Source organism: Proteus sp. G4415, assembly GCF_963896075.1.
Classification (GTDB): domain Bacteria; phylum Pseudomonadota; class Gammaproteobacteria; order Enterobacterales; family Enterobacteriaceae; genus Proteus; species Proteus mirabilis.
This window is the reverse complement of sequence record NZ_CAWQOK010000159.1, coordinates 1-22,656: the sequence shown is the minus strand read 5'-3', so window position 1 is coordinate 22,656 and position 22,656 is coordinate 1. Positions and strand designations below refer to the sequence as shown.

The following is a 22,656-nucleotide window of genomic DNA, read 5'->3' as shown; positions in this document are numbered from 1 at the left end:
ATGAAAAAGAAACTGACATCAATACTAAGTCTGACGGTTATTGCCATGGCGAGTATTCATTTTTGCTATGCGACAACAGGAATGCTAGAGCTAGATGGTGAAGTATTACCAGAGCCAACATCTTATACTCATCCGCCACTACAACCCACAGTAAGTACGCAACTATTTGATGATGTTGCACTCTCCGAGGCGCGTAATATTGAAGAGCAGTTAACATTAGCTCAGATGGGGAGTCCATCACCAATAGTATTATCCGGTCGACGTTTATTATCCGGCGTGACATTTCGTATGGCAAATGATCTGTTTATCGATAGTGCGACACTCACCATGAAAGTGAAAGCTTCATCGGGATTAGTGCAAGCCGATCAAACGTTACATTTGATGCTAAATGGTCAACCTATGGGATTTTTGCCTTTAGAAGAAGGTGAGCAAGAACATGAGTATATGTTAGAAATCCCTGAAATGATGTTGACCAATGTAAACAACTTGAGTTTTCGCCTTGCCAGTCGCGATGCTTTAGATGAAAAGCAGTGTATTCCTCCTTTAGCTGATGAGTTAAGTTTGGTGATTTCGCCCGATTCATCATTAAATTATCGAGGTCGTTGGATTAATGGCGGGTATAGCTTGGAACGACTGCCCCTACCGTTCTTTGATCCTGACAGAATGACAGCGACCTCATTACCTATTGTTTTAGCCGATAAACCAGATAATGGGCAGGTAACAGCTGCCGCTATTGCTGCTTCTTGGTTTGGTAGTTTTAGTCATGATATTAAACAAATAGATTTACCTGTATTAATGAATCAACTACCTGATAGCGATGGTGTTTTAATTGGTTATGCCGGACAGACTATTGCAGGTATTACCTTACCATCAGGAAAAAATGGGCAGCTCACGATAGTCGATAACCCTGTTGATCCCGTATTTAAATTATTACTGATTAGCGGTGATGATGAAAAAACATTACGTCAAGCTGCATGGGCATTAAATAGTGGCAAATTGCCACCAAATGACCAATTAACGGTTGCTGCTCAACATATTCCGGTACGTCAGGATTATGATGCCCCACGTTGGTTAAATACCAATCATTCCGTAACATTGGGGGAGATAGCTCATGGTCGTGATGATTTTATTCGCCAAGGAATAAATCATGCTCCTAATCAATTTTCGTTTCGTGTCTCACCCGATCTCTTTTGGTGGGATGGAGATGCGCTACCTTTAGATCTGCAATATGTTTTTCCTCATTCAGATAAAATAAATAGCCGTCGCTCTTCGCTAATTGCCTCTTTAAACCATCAATTTATTGGTGCGTTATATCCTTCTCGTTCAGAGCCATTAGGAATATTAAGGCAGTGGTTAGGGATGGAGAATGCACAGCAAAGTAGTACGCTTTATTTAGATCCACGACAAATCTACAGTCAAAATCAATTAGAGTTCTATTTTGATTTACATGAGTATGATGATGCACCCTGTATTTTAACGGATGGCCAAGGATTGATTAGTCGTATTGATCCGCAATCAACCTTACAATTTAAAAATACGTGGCACTATTCCAGAATGCCTAATTTAGCCTATTTTTCAGGTGCATCGTTCCCATTTAGTCGCCGGGCAGATTTTTCTCAAACCACATTATTATTGCCAGAAAACCCCACAACTGAAGAGCTATATACTTTAGTTAATTTAATGGCGAGATCGGGCTATTCAACCGGTACACCTGTTTCTTATATTTCTGTTTTTCTTGGTGCGCAAGCCTTAGAAAAAAATCAGTTAGCACAAAAAGATATCTTGGCGATTGGAGAGTTAGGTAGTAACGGCTTTTTGCCAAGTGCTTTTTCACAAAAAACCTTCTCTTTTATAAATAACCAACTTGAGATCCAATCTCCCTCATTGATAGATAAAGCTAAAAGTTGGTTAGCCGGTGATCCATTATCACCAAGTAGTGATGCGGCAAATTATCTTGCTCCGTTAAATGATTGGCGGGGAATGATGAGTTTTATCTCTCCTTGGGCTAAAGATCGTGTGGTTGTTTTAGTGACTGCAAAAGGTAATGACTCAATTAAAAACATCATTGGTGATTTGAACCATGCAAATGTCAATGCCGCTATTAAAGGGGATCTGACTTTAATTAGTGGTCAAGATACGGTGATGAGCTTCCATTTAGGAGAACATTTTTCACAGGGAGACCTGCCTCTATTACAGCAATTTCTTTGGTATTGCACCAGACATGTCTATTTGCTTGGCATGTTGGCAGTCGGTTTTTGTGCGCTAACAGGGAGCGTGGTTTATTGCTGGTTACAACGCCGCTCAACGCGTCGCCTGAGTGAAATATCAAAGCGTCATGTTGATAAATAGGGGGAATAAAATGAAAAAACAGACACTTAATATGATTGTTAAAGTGATTTATGCCAGTTGCTTATTAGGCGTTACCCATTCCACGCTTGCTAATGCAACAGATGCGAATATTGTCAGCTCGTTAATAGAGCAAGCAAATTACTGGCATGGAAAAGCGCATGATGAACGTGCTATTGAAGCGCTACAAAAAGTGCTGATCATGGAAAATAATAATCAAGATGCGCTGTATTTAATGGCTTTTTTTACTGCGCAACAAGGAAATGAAAAACAAGCCAGCTATTGGCGTGAAAAACTGGCACGGATTGCACCTCAAGATCCGCGTATTGCGGGATTAAAAAATATTCGCTCATCTCAATTTAGTGAACAGCAATTGGGTTACGCGAGAGAATTAGCCCAAAAAGGGCAACATGAAGAGGCAATAAAAGCCTATCAGCGCTTATTTGTCACACATGAACCACCTGATTCGCTATCACTTGAATATTATCAAACTATGGCTGGAATACCGGCAATGTTGCCACAAGCGATTGCTGGGTTAAAACAACGTGCTCAGCGGATGCCAGATAATAAAGAAACACAAAAAGCATTAGGATTAACATTAACTTATAACGAAGAAACTCGCCGTGAAGGGATTGCTATTTTAAGTAAGATTTCTGGTGATGAAACGGCGAAAAATGGATTAAGACAAGCCTTACTATGGCTTAATGTACGTCCTGATGATGAAGGGCTGTATCAATCTTATCTACAAACTAATCCTCACGATAAAGCTATTGCACAGCATTACCAAGGAGCAATACAAGGTAATGCCCGACAAGCGGGGTATGAAGCGTTAAACACAGGTAACCTAAAGCAAGCAACAACTTACTTTAAACAAGCATTAACGGTCGATAGTCAAGATGCCCAAGCGTTAGCAGGATTAGGTTATGTGGCTCTACGTTCAGGTGATTTGGCAACCGGACAAAAGTTATTAAACCAAGCCTCTCAGTCAGGGGGGGAACAAGGGCAAAAATGGAAACAACAAGCAGAGGATGCGGGTTTTTATTCTCAATTACGAGAAGTGCAACGACAAGCTAAGCAAGGTAATACTCAGCAAGCACTGGATAAATTATCACCTTTAACTTACTCATCGGGTGAAAAAGGATTATCAGCACATTTATTACAAGCGGATTTATTGCGCAAACAAGGTAATTTACCTGCTGCTTATCAGCTATTATCTGAACTATATCAACAGCATAGTCAAAATGAAAAAGTTATTTCCGCATATTACTACTTGCTTATTCAACAAGGAAAAAACAGCCAAGCTGAGCAGTTAGTAGCAAAACAACCCGCATCTTTACGACAAAAATTAACGGCAAATACTGATCCATCAGAAAGATTACGTCGTGATGCGCAAAAGGCGTTAGAAAATGGTCATCGCACTCAGGCAAGACAATTATTAACTCAGGCACAACGTAAAAACCCGCAAAATAATTGGGTATACCTTGATTTAGCCCGTTTAATGATAGCCGAAGGTGATAAAACGCAAGCGGAACAGCTCATTTTACAACTTGAACGTCGTCAAACACGTGATGCCAATTATATTGCGGCGCTCTTTTATGTTGAACAAAAACAGTGGGATAAAGTTTTTACCCTACTGAACAGTCAACCTCAACAAAATGAGGCGGAAAAAGCGTTATTAGAGAGAGCGCGTTTTTATCGTCAACTGACACAAGCTGAGCGTTACTATAAAACGGGCAATCTTGTTGCGATGAGCAATACGCTGCGTCCTTTAATCAACCAAGTGGCTGATTATCCAAATGATGTAGGGGAATTAGCTGAAAAACTGGTAAATAGTGGTGCACAAGATGAAGCGCTGCAATTGATTGAAAATGATCTGGCTAAAGGGACTAAAGGCTCCGTGGGAAATTATGCAGGGCATATCAATGTGTTTAATGCGTTAGGACGTTATGCACAAGCCTCGAGCTTGATTAATGATCCAGCATTACAGCAACAAACGCCAGCAGCCGAGAAACAACGTTTAGCTATACTGACAAATGTTGCGCAAGCGGATAGTTTACGGGAAAAAGGTGAAATCAAAGCCGCTTATCAAACTCTCGTCACCTCATTAAAGGTAAGTCCTGATGATCCAGACTTATTAATGGCTTTAAGTCGTGTGTATTTAGCGCAATCTATGCCAGAGCAGTCAAATAAAATTCTCTCTTACCTTGAAAAACAGCAAGGGAGAGATAGCAAATTACTTCAAGCACAAATTGAAGTTGCTCTGGCGCAAAAAGACGGTCGTAAAGCCAAAACACTGTTACAACAAATACCGACATCTTCACAACCTGCTTATCTATTACAAGCAGCACAAGTAGCGCAATTAAACGGTGAAAATCGTCAGGCATTGGCGTTATTGCGTAGCGCACAATGGCAAACGACAAATAACACAACAGGTACGGTGAATACCGCAGCAGGGCAGTTAATGGCACTAGAGAGTGAAAATAGTGTGATGACTGGCTCTATAAATGAAGATAAACAGATGGTTGCTGTTCAACGCTCCATTCGTCAATTAGAGCAGCAGATATCTCCTTGGGTACAAGGTGGTATTGCTATTCGTCATCGTAATGGTGATAAGGGATTATCAAATTTGACTGAAATATCGGCACCGATTGCTATCTCAAGTGTTCCTGGTGAAGATTGGCGCTGGCAATTTAATATTAATCCCGTTTCAATCACCAGCGGTACGGCTTCTGGAGAGCGCGCTAATCGCTTTGGCTCGGGGCAATTGCAGCATGCTGAACGTTTTGCGAAAAACAGTGATAATCATGATGAAAAGAACAAAATAAACGCAGATGATGCGGGAAGCCAGCGGGCTTCAGGTGTTGAATTAGGATTGATTTTATCTGATCACAATACACGTTTTGATGTTGGAACAACACCTTTGAATAAAGATAGTTCCACTATTGTTGGTGGACTGACTTACTCACCAAAAATTGGCCAAAATGGACAGTTAACATTAACCGCAGAGCGTAGAGCGATTAAAGATAGCTTACTTTCCTATATGGGACGTACCGATCCTATAACGGGAGAAACCTGGGGACAGGTCACGCGTAATGGTGCTAAAGCGCAATATGCATGGGATGATGGCAAAGTCGGTGCTTATATTGGTGGGGGATACTATAACTACCAAGGGAAAAGTGTTGAAAGTAATGAAGAGGTAAAAGTTTGGCTTGGCTCTTATGCAAACTTCTACAAAGATGAGCAACAAGAAGTCAAAGCAGGTGTTCATGTGGACTATATGAACTTTAAAAACAACCAAAATTACTTCTCATTAGGGCATGGGGGGTACTTCAGCCCACAAGATTATGTCGCTGTCTCTTTGCCTGTTGCTTATACCCGTCGTTTTGAAAAAGGAGAGGTATCGCTAAATGGTGCGATAGGGGTACAGAGTTACAAGCAAAAGGGGAGTGATTATTTTCCAACCCATGCTTATATGCAAAATGCGTTAAACAAACGTCATACGAGTGACTCACGTATTAAATCTCGTTATGAAGAGCAAGATGAAACCAATATTACCTATCGTTTAGGGCTCGATGCTAAATATTATTTAAATAAAGAGTCAGAATTAGGGCTCAGCTTATCTCATGATACATCGGGTGATTATGCTGAAGATAATATGTGGTTATATCTAAAATACACCCCAGACTTTTTATCTAAATAATTAAGGAGATAAGTAATGAACCAACATGATAGCGATATATTACAGTTACCTTTTGAAAGCGGTTGGCAAGATCTGACACAACTATTATTTTTTCAAATAGTTAGTGATAACGATATTACGCAGGCCGAAAATAAATTAAGAGATATCGGGAAAGATATCGCTCAACGTTACCCATTACCTGATAGCGAAAATATCCAGTCATTAGAATCACATATCAATCAAGTTTTAACACTGTTTAAGTGGGGCTTTGTGACTATCTCTCCAGCAATGAGTGAGTTGCTATTAGTGCACTGTGCATGGCCACATTTTTCAGCAAATGAAGAGGAAGCTAATTGGCGTGCAGCGAGTGCCAGTGTATTAGAAGGGCTATATGAAGGCTGGCTTACTCATCAAGGGGGAAATGATAAAATGCATGTGCACCGTCAAGCTACAGATGCAAAAGATGCCTTTATTTTTCGTTATGCGAATAGTTCATCAGATAAATAATAAAAACTATGCTTTATTGATAAGCATAGGAGGAAAAAATGAGTGAATTAGTAATTAATAATAATATTGTTAATGACTTATTAATAAAGCAATTTACTAATTATGTATTTATGATGATAGTAACAGATATAAAAGGTAATATTATCTACGCTAATAAAAAATACTGCCAATTTAATCATATTGATTTTGAAAGTATAAAAAATAAAAGATATAACTTATTTTATTTAGTTGATGAAAATCAAGATGTGTTTTCTAACATTAGTGATAATAAAGAGGTAATAAGATTAGAGGCAAAACACCCAAATAAAAATAAACAAGAAGTATGGGAAGATATTAATATTGTTCCAATTTTTGATAAAAATAATCTAATTTCTCATTATGCATTTTTAAGTTTAGATATCACGGATAAAGTAAAGTTAAGAAATGATTTATTAAATAAAAGCTATATTGACTCTTTAACTGGAATGGCTAACCGTCTAAGTATTATTGAGAAAATTGAACAGGAGCGATTAAATATTGCGACACCTTTATCTTTTTGTCTTGGGATTATTGATTGTGATAAATTCAAAACGATTAATGATCAATATGGGCATGCTATTGGTGATCATGTTTTATGTGAGATAGCGCAGCGTTTATTAGCCTTAGAACGCCAGCAGGTTTACTGTGGGCGACTTGGTGGCGATGAATTTGCGGTACTTTTCCCTGCTGGATTACGTTCTTGCTCTTTATTGTTATTGGAGATCATCGAATCGCTATGGCGAGGAATGGAAAAACCGATAAAAATCAATAAAGAAAAAACAATCGTTCCTTCTATTAGCTTAGGTATCGCTGAATACCCTAAGGATGGCAAGACATTATCTGAACTATTAAAGTCAGCAGATAAACAGCTTTATGCAATAAAAGAAAAAGGAGGAAATAAATACGGTTTTTATTCAGAGTATTAAATAACACTATATTTCAAATAAAAATCATTATTAATAAATAAAAATCTCCTTATCTGGAGAGGGATACTTATATTTTAAATAGAGAGTTTTTTAGAAAAGAAAATAAAAGAAAATCATTTTCAATTAATAACAATGTATTGTTTTTATATAAATAATTATTTGAGGAGTATATTATGATGAAAGCTGTTATTCCTGTCGCTGGATTAGGCACACGTATGTTACCTGCAACTAAATCCATTCCAAAAGAAATGTTACCGATAGTTGATCGTCCTTTAATTCAATATATTGTTGAAGAGTGTGCACAAGCGGGCGTTGAAGAAATTATTTTAGTGACACATTCATCTAAAAATTCAATTGCTGATCATTTTGATACCAGCTTTGAATTAGAGAATATGTTAGAGCAACGAATAAAAAATAAATTATTAAAAGAAGTTCGCTCTATTTGTCCTGAAAATGTAAAAATTATCCAAATTCGCCAAGGGCAAGCATTAGGATTAGGGCATGCCATTTGTTGTGCTCACCCTGTCATTGGTGATAATCCTTTTATTGTGTTACTACCCGATGTGCTATTAAATTCTCACTACTGTGATCCTTGCCATGATAACTTATCTGCCATGATCAAACGCTTCCAAAAAACAGAGCGTAGCCAAATTATGGTTGAACCTGTCGCACTCACTCAAGTACATCAATATGGAATTGTTGATTGCCAAGGTGTTTTTTGTCCACAAGGTAACTGGGCGCCTATTCGTCGTATTGTGGAAAAACCTAATCCAGAACAAGCACCTTCTAATCTTTCTGTGGTGGGGCGCTATGTTTTCTCTGCAGAAATCTGGCCGTTACTCGATGGGTTGCCTGCGGGGGTTGGCGGCGAAATCCAATTAACGGATGCTATTGATCTCTTATTGAAAAAAGAGGTTGCCGAAGCTTACACCTTAGTTGGTAAATCTCATGATTGTGGTAATAAACTCGGTTATATGAAAGCCTTTGTTGAGTATGGTTTACATAATAGCGAACTGAAAGAAGAGTTCGCTCATTGGATACAAGAGTTATATGCAAAAGATGTATTATCCCAAACTATGGCCAATAATCGCCCAACACTAAAAGAAGTCGATAACAGTGTGATGACAATTTTTTGAGGCTATTTTGCAATAATCAGTAGTATGCCGACCGAGTTCATTTAGCGGTCGGCAAAAGAAGGAGAAAGAGACAATGTCCATAAGACAGTTATCTCGATTGACTCATCGACTTGGTATTTTGCTAACACTAAGTGTGATGTTAATGATATCCCCAATGGCACAAGCGACAGAAACCCAAGCAGGATGGCAACAATTTAAAGCGCGTTACATTACTCCCGAGGGGCGTGTCATTGACAGTGCTAATCAAAATATTTCACACTCAGAAGGTCAAGGATATGGCATGTTAATGGCGGTTATGAGTGACGATCGCCAAACCTTTGCACAATTATGGCACTGGACAGCAATGTCGCTGTATCGTGGTGATCTTGGCTTATTTAAATGGCGTTATGAACCCGAAAATAACCAACATACACCCGATCCTAATAATGCAACAGATGGTGATATTTTAATTGCTTGGGCATTATTAAAGGCCGGGGAAAAATGGCATGATGAAAACTATCTTTCAGCATCAGATTCTATTCAGCATGCGATCCTTGAACACACTTTAGTGAAGACAGAAAACTACAGTGTACTCTTACCGGGAATTAATGGTTTTAAAACCCCCGAAGAAATTATCATTAACCCCTCCTATTTTATCTTTCCGGCATGGAAAGATTTCTATCGAGTTAGTCATGATAGCCGCTGGAAAAATTTAATTAACGATAGCCAATCCTTATTAAGAAAAATGCGTTTTGGTAAATATAAATTACCAAGTGATTGGGTAAGTTTATACCCTGATGGTCATCTTGCCCCGAGTGAAAAATGGCCAGCACGATTTAGTTTTGATGCTATTCGCATTCCTCTTTATTTGGCATGGGCACAAGATAAACTCGCATTACAACCTTTCGTGAATTATTGGCAACAATTTGATCGTGATAAGACGCCTGCGTGGATCAGTATTGATGGTAAAGAGCACGCTGATTATAACTTAACGCCAGGTATGATGGCGGTAAGAGATCTGACAATGAAAACAGTAATTGAAAATGTTGATTTAACTAAGGATACAGATTATTACTCTTCAGCCTTACATTTATTAGCCGCCTTTGCGCAGAATAATAACTGATGATTATTAGTTAACCCCTGTGGATATAACTAATAAAATAAAAAGAGGCCAGTTATTAGCCTCTTTTTTGTTCGATATCAGGACGAGTCAATAATCGTGTTGCTACTGATTAGTAATCCCGATCACCTTTTATCAGTAAATTTGAAAATTAATTATCTTTGCCACCGGCAACGTTTAATTTGTCATAAATATAGTTCTTATAACTATTAACTAATTTTTCATCCTCACAATCATTTAATTTGCCTTGGCATAAATGGCGCATTTGAATATTGGCTTTATAGTAAGGTGATAAAGGTAAACGAGCGCGCTCTAACAACATTCCCCCTAAAAAATTAATATCCGTTAATTCTCCAGTAGAAAGGGTTGCACCTTGCGTTAAATTATCCCTTAAGGTGAATTGGGTAATATGTGCTGGATCACTAAAAGGTGATTGATAATTTTTTAGGTCAATATTAGGTTGATGATCACCAAAATAAAGAAACAGAGTGGGGCGCTCTCTATTTGCGACAAAGTGAGAAAAATCTTCAATAGCCGGATCACTGGCAATAATTTTTTCCATATAGTGGCTAAATTTACCCGGTGCATCAGGGCTTTCTGTCTGACCAGCTAATTGATAATCATCACTATGTGAGCCTTTATAAGGGCCATGCTCATACATAGTTAAAGAAAAGATAAATAATGGCTTATCTGTATGTGTTTTTAAGATTTCTTTTAGATAATTAATCATATCTTGGGTAGGGATAGTCCATAAATTCTCTTCTAAACTCCCCGGATAACCCAATTCTTGTGGCTGGATAATCTCATCTACCCCTAATTTTTCATAAGCATATCCCGCGTGATAGGCGTTACGATTAAAGGGAGTGAGCAGTACGGTGTAATACCCTTGAGATTTGAGTTGGCGGAATAAACTTTCATTGAGTTTATCAACCACAAAATAGAACACAGAGTTTTTACGCGCACCAAAATCATCGGTATTTAGACCGGTTAATACTGAGAACTCAGAAAGCCAAGTTCCTCCACCAAAGGTTTGTACTCGTAATGGGCTTTGGGCACTGACACCTTCATCTTTTTTAAACATAAAAAGATCGGGCAAATCCACGTTTTTATCAAATTGGTAAATGCTTGGGTTTACGGTAGATTCTTGTAGTAATACTACAATATCGGGTTTTACCTCGGTTTGTGTTTCCGGTAAGACCACACGGTTGGCTTGCTCGATAAAGTAGTCTGCACTTTGTGCATAGTAAGGGGGATGATAAGCTGTTTGATAACCCGACATAATTAAATTAGTCACAGTTCCTCGACCACCGGGAAGTGTACCTTCCCACTCCGATTGCCATTTATTGACTGTAAAATGAATAGTTGTAAGGCCAATAATAATGAGTAATAAGCTACTTAGGCGTGTAGCAATAGGTGATTTACGGGAGAAACGCCACGCGGTAACCATATTAATGATTAGCCAAATAGCCATGGCAATAATCGCGACACCGGCTTCCCAATACTGCGTTAAGGTGCCTAAATTTGAGCTATCAAAAGCAAGATTAAAATCTGAAAATAGCAGTGACTCTTTATAATAGTGGACTTTAAGCTGATTGATAAACTTGATAATGATAAAGAGTGTCCCTGTTGTGATTGCCGAGAATAGCGCGCGGGACGATAAAACAAAACACAGCGTAAAAATAATAAAATAAACACTGACAGACAGTAGTGCAGTATAAATTAGAGAAGCTTTCTCAAAGACAATAAATAATGAAGCAATAAGAACAAGCGCAAGATATATACGCCCTGATAATTTTTTCATATCTCTTCCGAGCATAGTGATTAAAAGTTTATTGATAAAGACAAGCGAAGAATACCTTAATTGGCTGAATGCTCACATCCAGCCAATCATAAAGAGTAACCAGTTAAGTTAGAATAACCCTTTATCTCGTAAGATATGAAGATCTTTTTTACGTCGAGTGAACCCTGTTCGGTCAAAATACTCAAGAATTTGTACGGCAAGTTTGCGACCTACGGCCAGTTCATCACGAAAATCGGCTGCGGTCACACTGCCGTTGGTTTCGTTATATTTTACGATGATAGCGGCAAATTTTTCTATCGAATCATGAGTATAATAGCGATCGGCAATAATGGGGATAATAAGACCTAGTTGAGCAGCTTTGCGTAATAAGCCTCGTATGACTTTTTCATCATTTTTCATTTCATGGGCGAGATCACGAACCCACCAAGGCTCTGATTGTTGAAAATAGTTTTTGGCAATCTGCCATAGTGCCTCTTGCTCTGCTGTGAAGGCTAACCCATGTGTTGGTAGATGTAGCCAGCCTCGAGTTTGCTTAATAGCACCTTCTTGGCGTAACTGATCAATTAAGTGATAAACCAGCTCATCGTGATAAGTAGGAAGAGCCATACGTTTTAAACGGGAACGCCCCACACCCATTTGATCGTTATGTTGCTGGTGATATTCTTCTAGTGTGCGTAATAGTTTTGCTTTGGCCTGTTCGGCATTGGCTTTCGAAATGACGACGCCGGAAATAGAAATAACATCAAAGGTGGTTAATAGCGTATCAAGTGCAGTTTCCGTCAGTTGCTGTGCCCAAGCAAATTGAGTCAATAACAATTCACCTTTGGGTAAATAGAGTGCGAGGTTATCACTCACCGTGTTGGCTTTATCAAGTGCACTTAGCCAAGATAAAAACTCAGCTTGTCGTTTACCCCGACGAGGAGAGTGTAAGCAGAGCACTTTGGCAGCCGCTAAAGTTCGTTGTGCACTAATATCGCGTAAAATTAGTCTATCGTTATCCACCAGCCACAAGGGTTCATCAAGAATAAGCTCTGCTAATAGCGGTGTTTCATCGGTATTATTTAATAGTGCAATACGTCCTGTAATATGGCGTGTACCATGATGAATATGAACCGGTTGCCAATGTTTAATAGGTTCATCAGCTGTTAGACTGACTAATATTTTATGTGAAGGATAAAGTGGTGCTTGTGATAGTAACCAATCACCACGAGAAACCGTTTCTTTACTGACATCACCACTAATATTTATCGCAATGCGCATACCTGCACCGGCTTGTTCTACTGGCTGATTTTGCGCATGTAATGCCCTAATTCTTACCGGTTTATCTGCACCGGTTAGCCAAAAAGTATCACCTAGCGCAATTTGCCCGGCAAGTGCAGTACCTGTGACCACCAAACCCGCACCTTTAATACTAAATACACGATCAATCGCTAAGCGAAAACGCTTATGCCATTGAGGGTGTTGTTGCTCTTGCTGATGTAGGGTAACTAAATAGTCTCGTAATGGCGCGATACCTACGCCAGTTGAGGCTGAAGTGACAAAGATTTGTGGTGCTGACCAACCTAGATTAAGTAAGTGTGTGGTTATCTGCTGTTTAACTTCATCAATACGTGGTGGCTCTACACGATCTGCTTTGGTGAGGATCACGGTGATGTTAGGACAACCGGCAAGACGTAAGATAGCTGTATGTTCAATAGTTTGTGCCATCACACCGTCATCACAAGCGACAATTAATAAGGCGTGAGAAATTCCCCCAATACCGGCCAACATATTAGAAAGAAACTTTTCATGACCGGGGACATCGACAAAACCAATGACTGATCCATCGGTTTGTGGCCAATAGGCATAACCTAAATCGATGGTCATACCGCGTTTTTTTTCTTCAGGTAAGTGAGTTGTATCTACACCGGTGATCGCTTGTATTAATGTTGTTTTTCCGTGGTCTACGTGACCGGCTGTCGCAAAAATCATAGTGATAGAGCCTGTATTAATGCATTTTCATCCTCAAGACAACGTAGGTCGAGCCATAAGCGACCATCCGTAATACGGCCGATAATAGGTTTTTCTAGGTTACGCCAATGTGCCGCAAGGGCATCTAATTGACTTCCTTTCCCATCTTTGGCAGCAAAGGTAAGGGCTGCACTGGGTAAGCTTTCAATCGGTAACGAGCCACTTCCTATTTGCGAAGCACATGAGGATATTGTGATATGGTAGTTATCGCCATAATATGCCTGAAAATGAGGAAGTAACCGTTGCGCCATATCATGAATTTCGGTTTGTGTACGAGTGAGTAAACGTAATGTCGGGATATCCTTGATCATTTTTTCAGGTTGTTGATAAAGTCTTAAGGTGGCATCTAATGCTGCCAATGTCATTTTATCGACACGTAACGCTCGTTTTAGAGGGTGATGTTGGATGGCTTCTATCCACGCTTTTTTACCTAGAATAATTCCTGCTTGTGGGCCACCTAATAGTTTATCTCCTGAAAAAGTGACTAAATCTATACCCTGTTGCAAATAGTCCTGTGGCATCGGCTCGCTAGGTAAACCCAGTGCAGCCAAATTGGTCATAGAGCCACTGCCTAAGTCTATGGCGGTGGGTAAATTCATCTCTTTACCCAGCGCAGCAAGTTGTGTACCTTCAACTTCAGCGGTAAAGCCTTGAATGCTGTAGTTGCTGGTATGAACTTTCATTAGCAACCCAGTATTTTCGTTAATCGCATTACGGTAATCTTTTAGATGGGTACGGTTAGTGGTTCCCACCTCTTTTAAACGACATCCCGCTTGGCACATCACATCAGGAATACGAAAAGCACCGCCGATTTCAACTAATTCGCCACGAGAAACAACCACTTCTTTATCTGGTGCGACGGTGGCCAGCATTAATAAAACGGCAGCTGCATTATTATTAACAATACAAGCATCTTCGGCGCCAGTTAATTCACATAACAGATCGGCAATAGCTCGATCACGATGTCCTCGAGAAGCACCATCAAGGGAGTATTCTAATGTTGCCGGAGAGCGCATGACTTGGCTTACCGCTTCAATCGCTGACTCTGCCATTAACGCACGACCTAAATTGGTGTGTAATACCGTCCCTGTTAAATTAAAAACCGGTTTTATGGCGGCTTTTCGTTGTAATGCAATACGATTTTTTAATTCTTCCGCCCAATTATCATGCCATTGCGGTAACTGATTATTTTGTCGAATAATGATACGCGCTTCTTCTTGTAGTTTGCGTAAATGTTCAACGATAAAGGTCTGCCCATAACCATCAACTAAAGTTTGAATGTCAGCCTGATGGAGCAAACTGTCTATCGATGACAGTTGACTGTAAAGTGAACGCGTATCATGTGTCATGTTAATACCTAATTATTATTCATTGGGGAATAGAAGGGGGTTAATACTACTGCGTGCAAAACCTTCTTCTTCCATTTTTGCATCAAGAATAAGGGAGGCTAAATCGTCAGCTACAGCATCGACGTTAGCATCTTTTTCTTGGTATAAAATTTTTAAATAACTACCACAATCGCCACAGCTTTCTGCTTTGACTGGCGCATTTTCACTATCAAGAGACCAGTAATTTAATTTGCCCGTTAGTTCACAATTAGTACATTTTATACGTACCACGTGCCATTCGGTTTCACATAAATTACAGTGTAAATAACGCAGTCCTTGAGTGGTGCCAATTTGTACCATACTCGATACAGGCATACTGTTACAAACGGGGCAAAATTGGCGATTTTCGCCATATTCTGTTTTCGCTTTACCGGGAATGTTTGCCGCCAGTTGCGCCCAGTAAAGTGATAATGCCGCCCAAATAAACACTGATTTATCAGCGGAAACTTTTGAGTATTCATCGTTTAATAGTGCTGTTGCCATCTCTTCTAATTCGGTTTCAGAGGCTTTAGAGAGATTTTCTAAGGCAATTTTAGCACTTTCAGGTACAACGGATTGTAATTCCGCAATGATTGAGGCGAGTAATGCATGCCAATGCTTACTACGCTTAAAGGTCTTTTTATCTAACGGCGCTATACCTGTTTGTTGAGAAAGTAACGGGGTTAAATCTAATTCAAGCGGGTTATCATGTAATGCTTTTTCTTGTGCTAAGGCAATTTCGGCAGCAAATTCAAGATAATCAGCGAAAGGATTGTCTTTGGCTAATGCTTGAAAACGTTCAGCACGACGTTGGTAGAGGTTTTTTAAATTAGGGAATAACACCGGTGGAATAAAGCTGATGCTTTTTTCTGATGGCTCTTTACCTAATTGCTCTTTAGGAACGATGCGAATACTCATAACGTTCTATCTTCCTTCATAGTGTATTACCTACAAATATTGGCATCAGAATAATGCAAATTTTTACTTGAAGCCATGACAGCAGGTAAGGATATAGTCAATTTCTTGTTTATTTACGCTTGAAGATGATCGGGTAAATAAAATAAAAACGGAGGCAACAGTCAGCCTCCGTTTGTTCAGCAAATTAGCGTTAGTGCATTATTTCTGTGACTGCTTTTCGGCTTCTTTTTTCTCTTCTTCCAGTACTTCACGATACCAGCGAGGATGGTGTTTTTTCGCCCAACCGCGAGTCACCCAACCTTCAACCATGCTACGAATTGAGCCTTTCACCCAAAACGCTGCATAAGCGTGAACGATAACGGTAATAATTAGTAAGATTGCGGCAAATGAGTGCACCAGCAATGCAATACGAATCACCGGAATGGAGAAATATTCAGCAAAATAAGGACGCCAGATGATGATGCCACTGACCGTCAGCAGGATCAAACTGATAGATAATGCCCAGTAAATGCCTTTCTGACCTAAGTTATAGTGACCAATATCACCCGCTTCTTCATTTTTTAGCACTTTATGAATATTTTTAGCCCAAACTAAGTCATCTTTATCAATAAAGTTGTACTTCAGGTATCTGAAGAACATAAAGATAAACAAAATCGCCATCGCACTCCCCACAAATGGGTGAAGTAAACGTGACAGTTGAGGCGTACCTAAAATGTTCATAAACCAGTTCAGAGATGGGAAGAAGAAACCCAAACCACTGATGGCTGTGAATAGAAATACAATCACAACAACCCAGTGATTAATTCGCTCTGATGCGGTATGGCGAAGAATTTTATCACCTTTCTTCTTCATCATTTTTGCTCCTCCTTATTCACAGAGGTCTGTGTTTTAGAAGATGCTTCCATCTCTTTTTGTGCCGCTTCTTCATCTTCTTCGGTGGTGCGGTTAGGGCCAACACCTAAGTAGTGGAAGATAGCACCTGCAAATGTAGCAGCAAAACCAACCGCCGCTAATGGTTTCCAAATACCTTTCCAGAATTTAACCGTTGAGCTAATTTCTGGGTTTTCTGGTAAACCATGGTACAGGTTGGGTTTATCCGCGTGATGAAGCACGTACATAACGTGTGTGCCACCAACGCCTTGTGGATCGTAGAGTCCAGCGTTGTCATAGCCACGAGTTTGTAACTCTGTAACACGTTCATTGGCAAGATTAATCATCGACTCTTTTGAGCCAAAATGGATAGCACCAGTCGGACAGGTTTTAACACAAGCCGGCTCTTGACCCACTTCAACACGGTCTACACACAAGGTGCATTTATAAGCACGGTTATCTTCTTCATTAATACGCGGTACGTTAAAAGGACAACCAGCAATACAGTAACCACATCCGATACAGTGCTCAGATTGGAAGTCCACAATACCGTTAGCATATTGAATGATAGCGCCTTCTGCAGGACATGCTTTTAAACAGCCCGGATCAGCACAATGCATACAACCATCTTTACGGATCAACCATTCCAATTTGCCATTCTCTTCAACTTCAGAGAAACGCATCACTGTCCATGATTTAGCCGTTAAGTCCGTTGGGTTGTCATAAACACCGACGTTAGTACCAATTTTATCGCGGATATCGTTCCATTCAGAACAAGCAACCTGACAGGCTTTACAACCAATACAGGTGGTAACGTCGATAAGTTTTGCCACTTCTTCCTTGTAATCCCGCACTTGTGGTGCGGGAGTAAGGGAATTGGTGGCAGAGCGACGAATAATGTCTTGTGATTGCAGTGACATAATTTATCTCCTTACACCTTTTCCACATTAACAAGGAACGCTTTAAATTCTGGCGTTTGTGTATTTGCATCACCGACGAATGGCGTTAGGGTATTAGCAATAAAGCCTTTAACCGCAACCCCTTCAAAACCCCAGTGGATCGGAATACCAATGGTATCCACTTTGCGACCATCAACATCAAGTGTTCTAATACGTTTGGTCACTACAGCTTTTGCTTTAATGTAACCACGTTTGGAACTGACTTTAACGGTATCACCTTGAGAAATGCCTTTTTCTGCCGCTAACCGTTCACCGATTTCGATAAATTGTTGAGGCTGAATAATGGCATTTAACAGCGCATGTTTTGTCCAGAAGTGGAAATGCTCAGTCAGACGGTAAGTCGTACCTACATATGGGAACTCTTCTGCTTTACCCATCTCTTTCCAGTCATCTTTAAACACACGTGCTGCTGGGTTTGAAACAACATTTGGATGCAGTGGGTTGGTACCTAATGGGGTTTCAATTGGCTCATAGTGTTCAGGGAATGGACCTTCTGCCATCTTGTCGATAGCGAATAAACGCCCCATACCTTCAGGTTGCATAATAAATGGACCAACATCAGAGCCTGGTGCGGCATTGCTATAGTCAGGTACATCAATACCTGTCCATTTGCTACCATCCCATTCGATTAACTTGCGTTTTGGATCCCATGGTTGACCTTGTGGATCTGCTGATGCACGGTTGTAAATAATGCGACGGTTTAAAGGCCATGCCCACGCCCAACCTAATGTGTTACCCAAACCTGATGGGTCTGAGTTATCACGGTTAGCCATTTGGTTGCCTTTTTCTGTCCAGCTACCCGCGAAGATCCAACAGCCACTTGCCGTTGTACCATCATCACGTAACTGAGCAAATGAGCTTAGTTGCTGACCTTTCTTCAAAATGATATTGCCATCAGCGTCTTTTAAGTCGACAAGGGCTTTACCATTGCTCTCTTGAGCCACTTCTTCAGATGTTGGATTATTAGGATCAAAGTAATCCCAAGTCATATTCAACACCTGCTCAGGCATTGCGCCACCTTCTTCTTTATAAAGTTGGCGTAAACGATGGAAAATACCTGAGAGAATTTCACCATCAGGCAGTGCAATTCCTGGGGCATCAGCACCTTTCCAGTGCCATTGTAACCAGCGTCCTGAGTTAACAATAGAGCCGTTCTCTTCAGCAAAACAGGTAGTAGGTAGACGGAAAACTTCAGTTTGGATATCTGCTGTTTTCACATCATTCTCTTCACCGTGGTTTTGCCAGAAACAAGATGTTTCTGTATTTAGCGGATCCATGGTGATAAGGAATTTCAGTTTTGATAATGAACGGATCACTTTGTTCTTATTCGGGAATGAAGCTACAGGGTTAAAGCCTTGGCAGATATAGCCATTGACTTCACCTTTATCCATCATTTCGAAATATTGCAGAACGTCGTATGGTTTATCCCATTTAGGTAATAGTGAGAATCCCCAATCGTTATCACGTTGAGCATGATCACCATAAAATGTCTTCATCATACTGACGAAGAATTTAGGATAGTTACCCCAGTAGTTAACCTGCCCTTGGACGGTCGGTTTTGGCGTATTAGCTGCTAAATAGGTTTCTAACGATGTTTGCTTTTCAGAAGGCAAGGTTAGGTAACCCGGTAAGCTTTGTGATAGCAGACCAAGATCTGTTAAGCCTTGAATATTAGAGTGACCACGTAGAGCATTAACACCGCCACCTGCCATACCCATATTACCTAACAGTAATTGGATCATCGCCATAGTACGAATGTTTTGTGCACCAACAGTGTGTTGAGTCCAGCCTAATGCATACAGGAAAGAGGCTGTTTTATCTTTCGCTGCTGTTTCAGCAATATATTCACAGACTTTTAAGAAATCTTCTTTTGGTGTACCGCAAATCTGAGTGACCACATCAGGTGTGTAGCGACTAACGTGTTCTTTTAATAGATTCCAGACACAACGAGGATGTTGAAGCGTGGTGTCGCGTTTAGCGAAACCATTTTCATCCATCTCGTAATTCCAAGTGGTTTTATCATATTGACGTTTTTCAGGATCGTAACCACTAAAGAGACCATCATCAAAATGGTAATCTTCGCGCACAATCAAGCTGGCATTGGTATAAGCCTCAACGTACTCTTTTTGATATTTTTTATTTTCGAGCAGATATAAGATAACCCCCGATAAGAAGGTGATATCTGTACCTGAACGAATAGGCGTATAGAAATCCGCAACAGACGCAGTACGTGTGAAGCGAGGATCAATCACAATTAACTTGGCTTTATTATGGATTTTAGCTTCCATTGCCCAGCGGAAACCGACAGGGTGTGCTTCAGCCGCATTACCGCCCATAACGACGATAAGGTTGGCATTTTTCATATCAACCCAGTGGTTGGTCATCGCACCGCGACCAAATGTTGGAGCAAGACTTGCTACCGTTGGTCCGTGTCAGACACGCGCTTGGTTGTCGACAGCCAGCATCCCAAGTGCTCTTGAGAATTTCTGGGTCAAAAAGCCTGTTTCGTTACTTGCTGCGGAGGCACAAAGCATCCCCGTTGATAACCAACGGTTTACTTCAACACCTTCTTTATTGAATTTTTCGAAGTTGGCATCGCGATCTTTTTTCATTAAGCGTGCGATACGATCAAAGGTCTCTTCCCATGAAAGTTTTACCCATTTATCTGAGCCGGGAGCACGATATTCAGGATATTGTAAACGGCCTTTACTATGGATAAAATCAACGAGACCAGCACCTTTAGGACAAAGTGCACCACGGTTTACTGGGTGGTCAGGATCACCTTCAATATGGAATATGGTTTCTTTTGCGTTTTTCGCGCCATCGCCCAGACTATACATTAATAGTCCACAACCGACAGAACAGTACGTACAGGTATTGCGAGTTTCACGGGCACGCAGTAATTTATACTGACGTGAGCCTGCTAACGCAACAGCGGGTGCAAAACCTAAGGCAGCCGCTGTAGTACCTGCCATACCGCCAGCACAGATCTTAAAGAACTGTCTTCTGCTGACCTGCATGGGGTCTCTCCTCATCATACATTGCTTTTACTGACTCTGATTTTCTTCACGAAAACAGGAGCTGATTGTTTTTTTATTCCTATTATCCTTAATAGGATCAGGTTCATTGCCTGATAGGTAGTGTAAAATCGTTTTACCCGTATTGTTATTATGTATTAATAAAATTAGGAATTCATCTTATGGATGAAACAAAATCGACAAACTTGTTAACTAAACGTGTAATTGTTGGCATAGATCAAACAACTGTGCAACACAAAGGCTCCCTTAACCAAGCAGAGCAGGATTATATTGCACTCGAAGTTCCAGTTGCATTAGTGTACAACGGAATATCTCACGTTGTTATGATGGCAAGCCCTAAAAATTTAGAGTTATTTGCTGTCGGATTTTCCTTATCTGAAGGCATTATAGGATCTTCTAACGAAATTCGCAGTATTGAAATCGTTGAAAGTTGCCATGGTGGCACAGAAGTACAAATAGAATTATCAAGTCGGCGCTTTATGCAATTAAAAGAGCGACGTCGTAGTATGGCGGGGCGCACCGGATGCGGTATTTGTGGTACAGAACAATTAGCAGAAATTTTTCGCCCTATAGCGCCATTACCTTTTACACAAACATTTTCACTCTCTTTGCTTGATAACGCACTCGAGCAACTAAAAACCGTACAGGAAATTGGCGAGCTAACAGGATGTACTCATGCCGCAGCTTGGCTATCTCCTGAGGGGCAATTACAAGGCGGTTGCGAAGATGTCGGGCGCCATGTAGCTCTTGATAAGTTGATTGGCTTAAAAACACAACAAAAGTGGACAGAGGGTGCAATATTAGTATCAAGTCGTGCAAGTTATGAAATGGTGCAAAAATCAGCAATGTGTGGTGCCGAAATTTTATTTGCGGTTTCCGCTGCTACCTCACTCGCCGTTGAAGTGGCGAATCAATATAATTTGACGCTGGTGGGTTTTTGTCGCCGTGGAAGAGCAACTGTTTTTACTCATCCACAACGACTCACTGATTAACGTATGCGGTGAAACATCATAAAAGTAAGTCGCTAATTGACTATTAGGGTTTCCACTTTATCAAGCGTGTTTTAAGCCTTATTTATTGAATGAACAGCCCCTAAAAGTTGGACGTTTCTAGTCTAATTTAAAGGGGACGTTCGTTAGTTCAGGGAGTTGCTATGAAGCAATAGGTGTCCATAGTTCACCTAATTTATAGTCCCACTCTTTTGGTTTAATGGGAATGCGCCCCGCATTGGGGGTAAAGGTCATTTCACTAAACAGTAGTGTGGTTTCTGACATTAAAAAATCGACCCGACAATAGGCAAAACCGTTAGCTAATTTGTTGGCTAATGTGAGCATATTGTCAAATTGTAGCGGTTTTTCAATATATTCTGGGGTATTGGGATCTTCTAAAGTAAAAGGCTGTAATTGCCATTGTGTATCATAAACATTGATATACTCGCATCCCTTTGTATCCGAAATATCAATTTCCGCATAATGAGGCTGACCATGAAAACAGTGGATACGGCATGTAGTTGGGATCATCGGACATTGAGTATCAAAAAGGTCGATATACTCTTCACAGATAATTTGCGCACTAATATTTTTATAATGCCATTCACGAGTAACGTGGTAGAGATTTCTCTTTAAATGAAAATTAAGTTTCTTTTTTGCCATCTCCAAATCAAATTGAGATTTATCAAGGCAAATAATAGTACTGCCACTGTCATGATTACATTTTAATACGAAACGGTTAGGTAGTGTATTAAGTTCGATTTCATTTGGATGGCGATAAGTATTAAGGATTTTGACCAGATATTTTTCGCCTATCTTTTCTTTTACATACTCCCTGACACTGATTTTATCTGCTAAGCGTGTATAGATAGGATCTCTATCAAATAACATACGTGCATTGATTTTTTCATTCAATGACATGGGGTGGCGAAAATTAGGTTGATAACCTAAGTTACGAATAAATTTATTTTTTAGATAAACACGATCTGGCTG

General features: G+C 40.1%; 15 protein-coding genes. 7 read left to right on the top strand and 8 right to left on the bottom strand.

Features of this window, described 5'->3' with window-relative positions:
• From bcsB to AACU95_RS17355, 6 genes are all read left to right on the top strand, one after another.
• Positions 1-2,349 carry a cellulose biosynthesis cyclic di-GMP-binding regulatory protein BcsB gene (gene bcsB, locus AACU95_RS17380; protein ID WP_161737127.1) on the top strand — a complete coding sequence of 783 codons (2,349 nt, stop codon included), beginning with the start codon at positions 1-3 and terminating at the stop codon, positions 2,347-2,349.
• Between the two features lie 10 nt (positions 2,350-2,359).
• The gene (locus tag AACU95_RS17375) at positions 2,360-6,046 is read left to right on the top strand and encodes a cellulose biosynthesis protein BcsC (RefSeq protein WP_161737126.1); all 3,687 of its coding nucleotides are present in this window, start codon (positions 2,360-2,362) and stop codon (positions 6,044-6,046) included.
• A gap of 15 nt (positions 6,047-6,061) precedes the next feature.
• Entirely contained in the window at positions 6,062-6,532 is a 471-nt protein-coding gene (gene bcsD, locus AACU95_RS17370; protein WP_004246549.1) for a cellulose biosynthesis protein BcsD, read from the top strand.
• Between the two features lie 38 nt (positions 6,533-6,570).
• On the top strand, positions 6,571-7,476 hold the full coding sequence (locus tag AACU95_RS17365; protein WP_049201511.1) for a sensor domain-containing diguanylate cyclase: 906 nt from the start codon (positions 6,571-6,573) through the stop codon (positions 7,474-7,476).
• A gap of 173 nt (positions 7,477-7,649) precedes the next feature.
• Entirely contained in the window at positions 7,650-8,612 is a 963-nt protein-coding gene (gene galU / locus AACU95_RS17360; RefSeq protein ID WP_004249967.1) for a UTP--glucose-1-phosphate uridylyltransferase GalU, read from the top strand.
• A 73-nt stretch (positions 8,613-8,685) separates the two neighbouring features.
• Positions 8,686-9,714 (top strand): glycosyl hydrolase family 8, encoded by a 1,029-nt coding sequence (locus AACU95_RS17355; RefSeq protein ID WP_124740924.1) that lies wholly within the window; start codon positions 8,686-8,688, stop codon positions 9,712-9,714.
• Positions 9,715-9,862: 148 nt separating this feature from the next.
• Here the strand turns inward: AACU95_RS17355 and AACU95_RS17350 are convergent, their stop codons facing one another.
• From AACU95_RS17350 to fdnG, 7 genes are all read right to left on the bottom strand, one after another.
• The gene (locus AACU95_RS17350) at positions 9,863-11,512 is read right to left on the bottom strand and encodes an LTA synthase family protein (RefSeq protein ID WP_012368625.1); all 1,650 of its coding nucleotides are present in this window, start codon (positions 11,510-11,512) and stop codon (positions 9,863-9,865) included.
• A gap of 108 nt (positions 11,513-11,620) precedes the next feature.
• Positions 11,621-13,483 (bottom strand): selenocysteine-specific translation elongation factor, encoded by a 1,863-nt coding sequence (gene selB, locus AACU95_RS17345; protein WP_036971847.1) that lies wholly within the window; start codon positions 13,481-13,483, stop codon positions 11,621-11,623.
• Positions 13,480-14,871, bottom strand: coding sequence for an L-seryl-tRNA(Sec) selenium transferase (gene selA / locus AACU95_RS17340; protein ID WP_012368627.1), 1,392 nt, complete (start codon positions 14,869-14,871; stop codon positions 13,480-13,482). Before selA ends, selB begins: the two co-directional genes overlap by 4 nt.
• Before the next feature lie 15 nt (positions 14,872-14,886).
• Positions 14,887-15,807, bottom strand: coding sequence for a formate dehydrogenase accessory protein FdhE (gene fdhE / locus AACU95_RS17335; RefSeq protein WP_004246539.1), 921 nt, complete (start codon positions 15,805-15,807; stop codon positions 14,887-14,889).
• 198 nt (positions 15,808-16,005) lie between these two features.
• Positions 16,006-16,662: a formate dehydrogenase cytochrome b556 subunit gene (fdoI, locus tag AACU95_RS17330; protein ID WP_004246538.1), complete on the bottom strand. Its 657-nt coding sequence runs from the start codon at positions 16,660-16,662 to the stop codon at positions 16,006-16,008.
• On the bottom strand, positions 16,659-17,597 hold the full coding sequence (gene fdxH / locus AACU95_RS17325) for a formate dehydrogenase subunit beta (protein WP_004246537.1): 939 nt from the start codon (positions 17,595-17,597) through the stop codon (positions 16,659-16,661). Before fdxH ends, fdoI begins: the two co-directional genes overlap by 4 nt.
• An 11-nt stretch (positions 17,598-17,608) precedes the next feature.
• A complete protein-coding gene (fdnG, locus tag AACU95_RS17320; RefSeq protein ID WP_080749536.1) occupies positions 17,609-20,656 on the bottom strand; it encodes a formate dehydrogenase-N subunit alpha in 3,048 nt (1,015 codons plus the stop codon).
• 179 nt (positions 20,657-20,835) lie between these two features.
• On the opposite strand from fdnG, the gene fdhD reads away from it, so the two are divergent.
• Complete coding sequence (fdhD, locus tag AACU95_RS17315) at positions 20,836-21,666, top strand: formate dehydrogenase accessory sulfurtransferase FdhD (RefSeq protein WP_004246534.1); 831 nt, start codon at positions 20,836-20,838, stop codon at positions 21,664-21,666.
• A 159-nt stretch (positions 21,667-21,825) separates the two neighbouring features.
• On the opposite strand, the gene AACU95_RS17310 is transcribed toward fdhD, so the two are convergent.
• The coding region (locus AACU95_RS17310; RefSeq protein ID WP_161737125.1) for an ATP-grasp fold amidoligase family protein at positions 21,826-22,656 on the bottom strand (831 nt) is incomplete at its 5' end.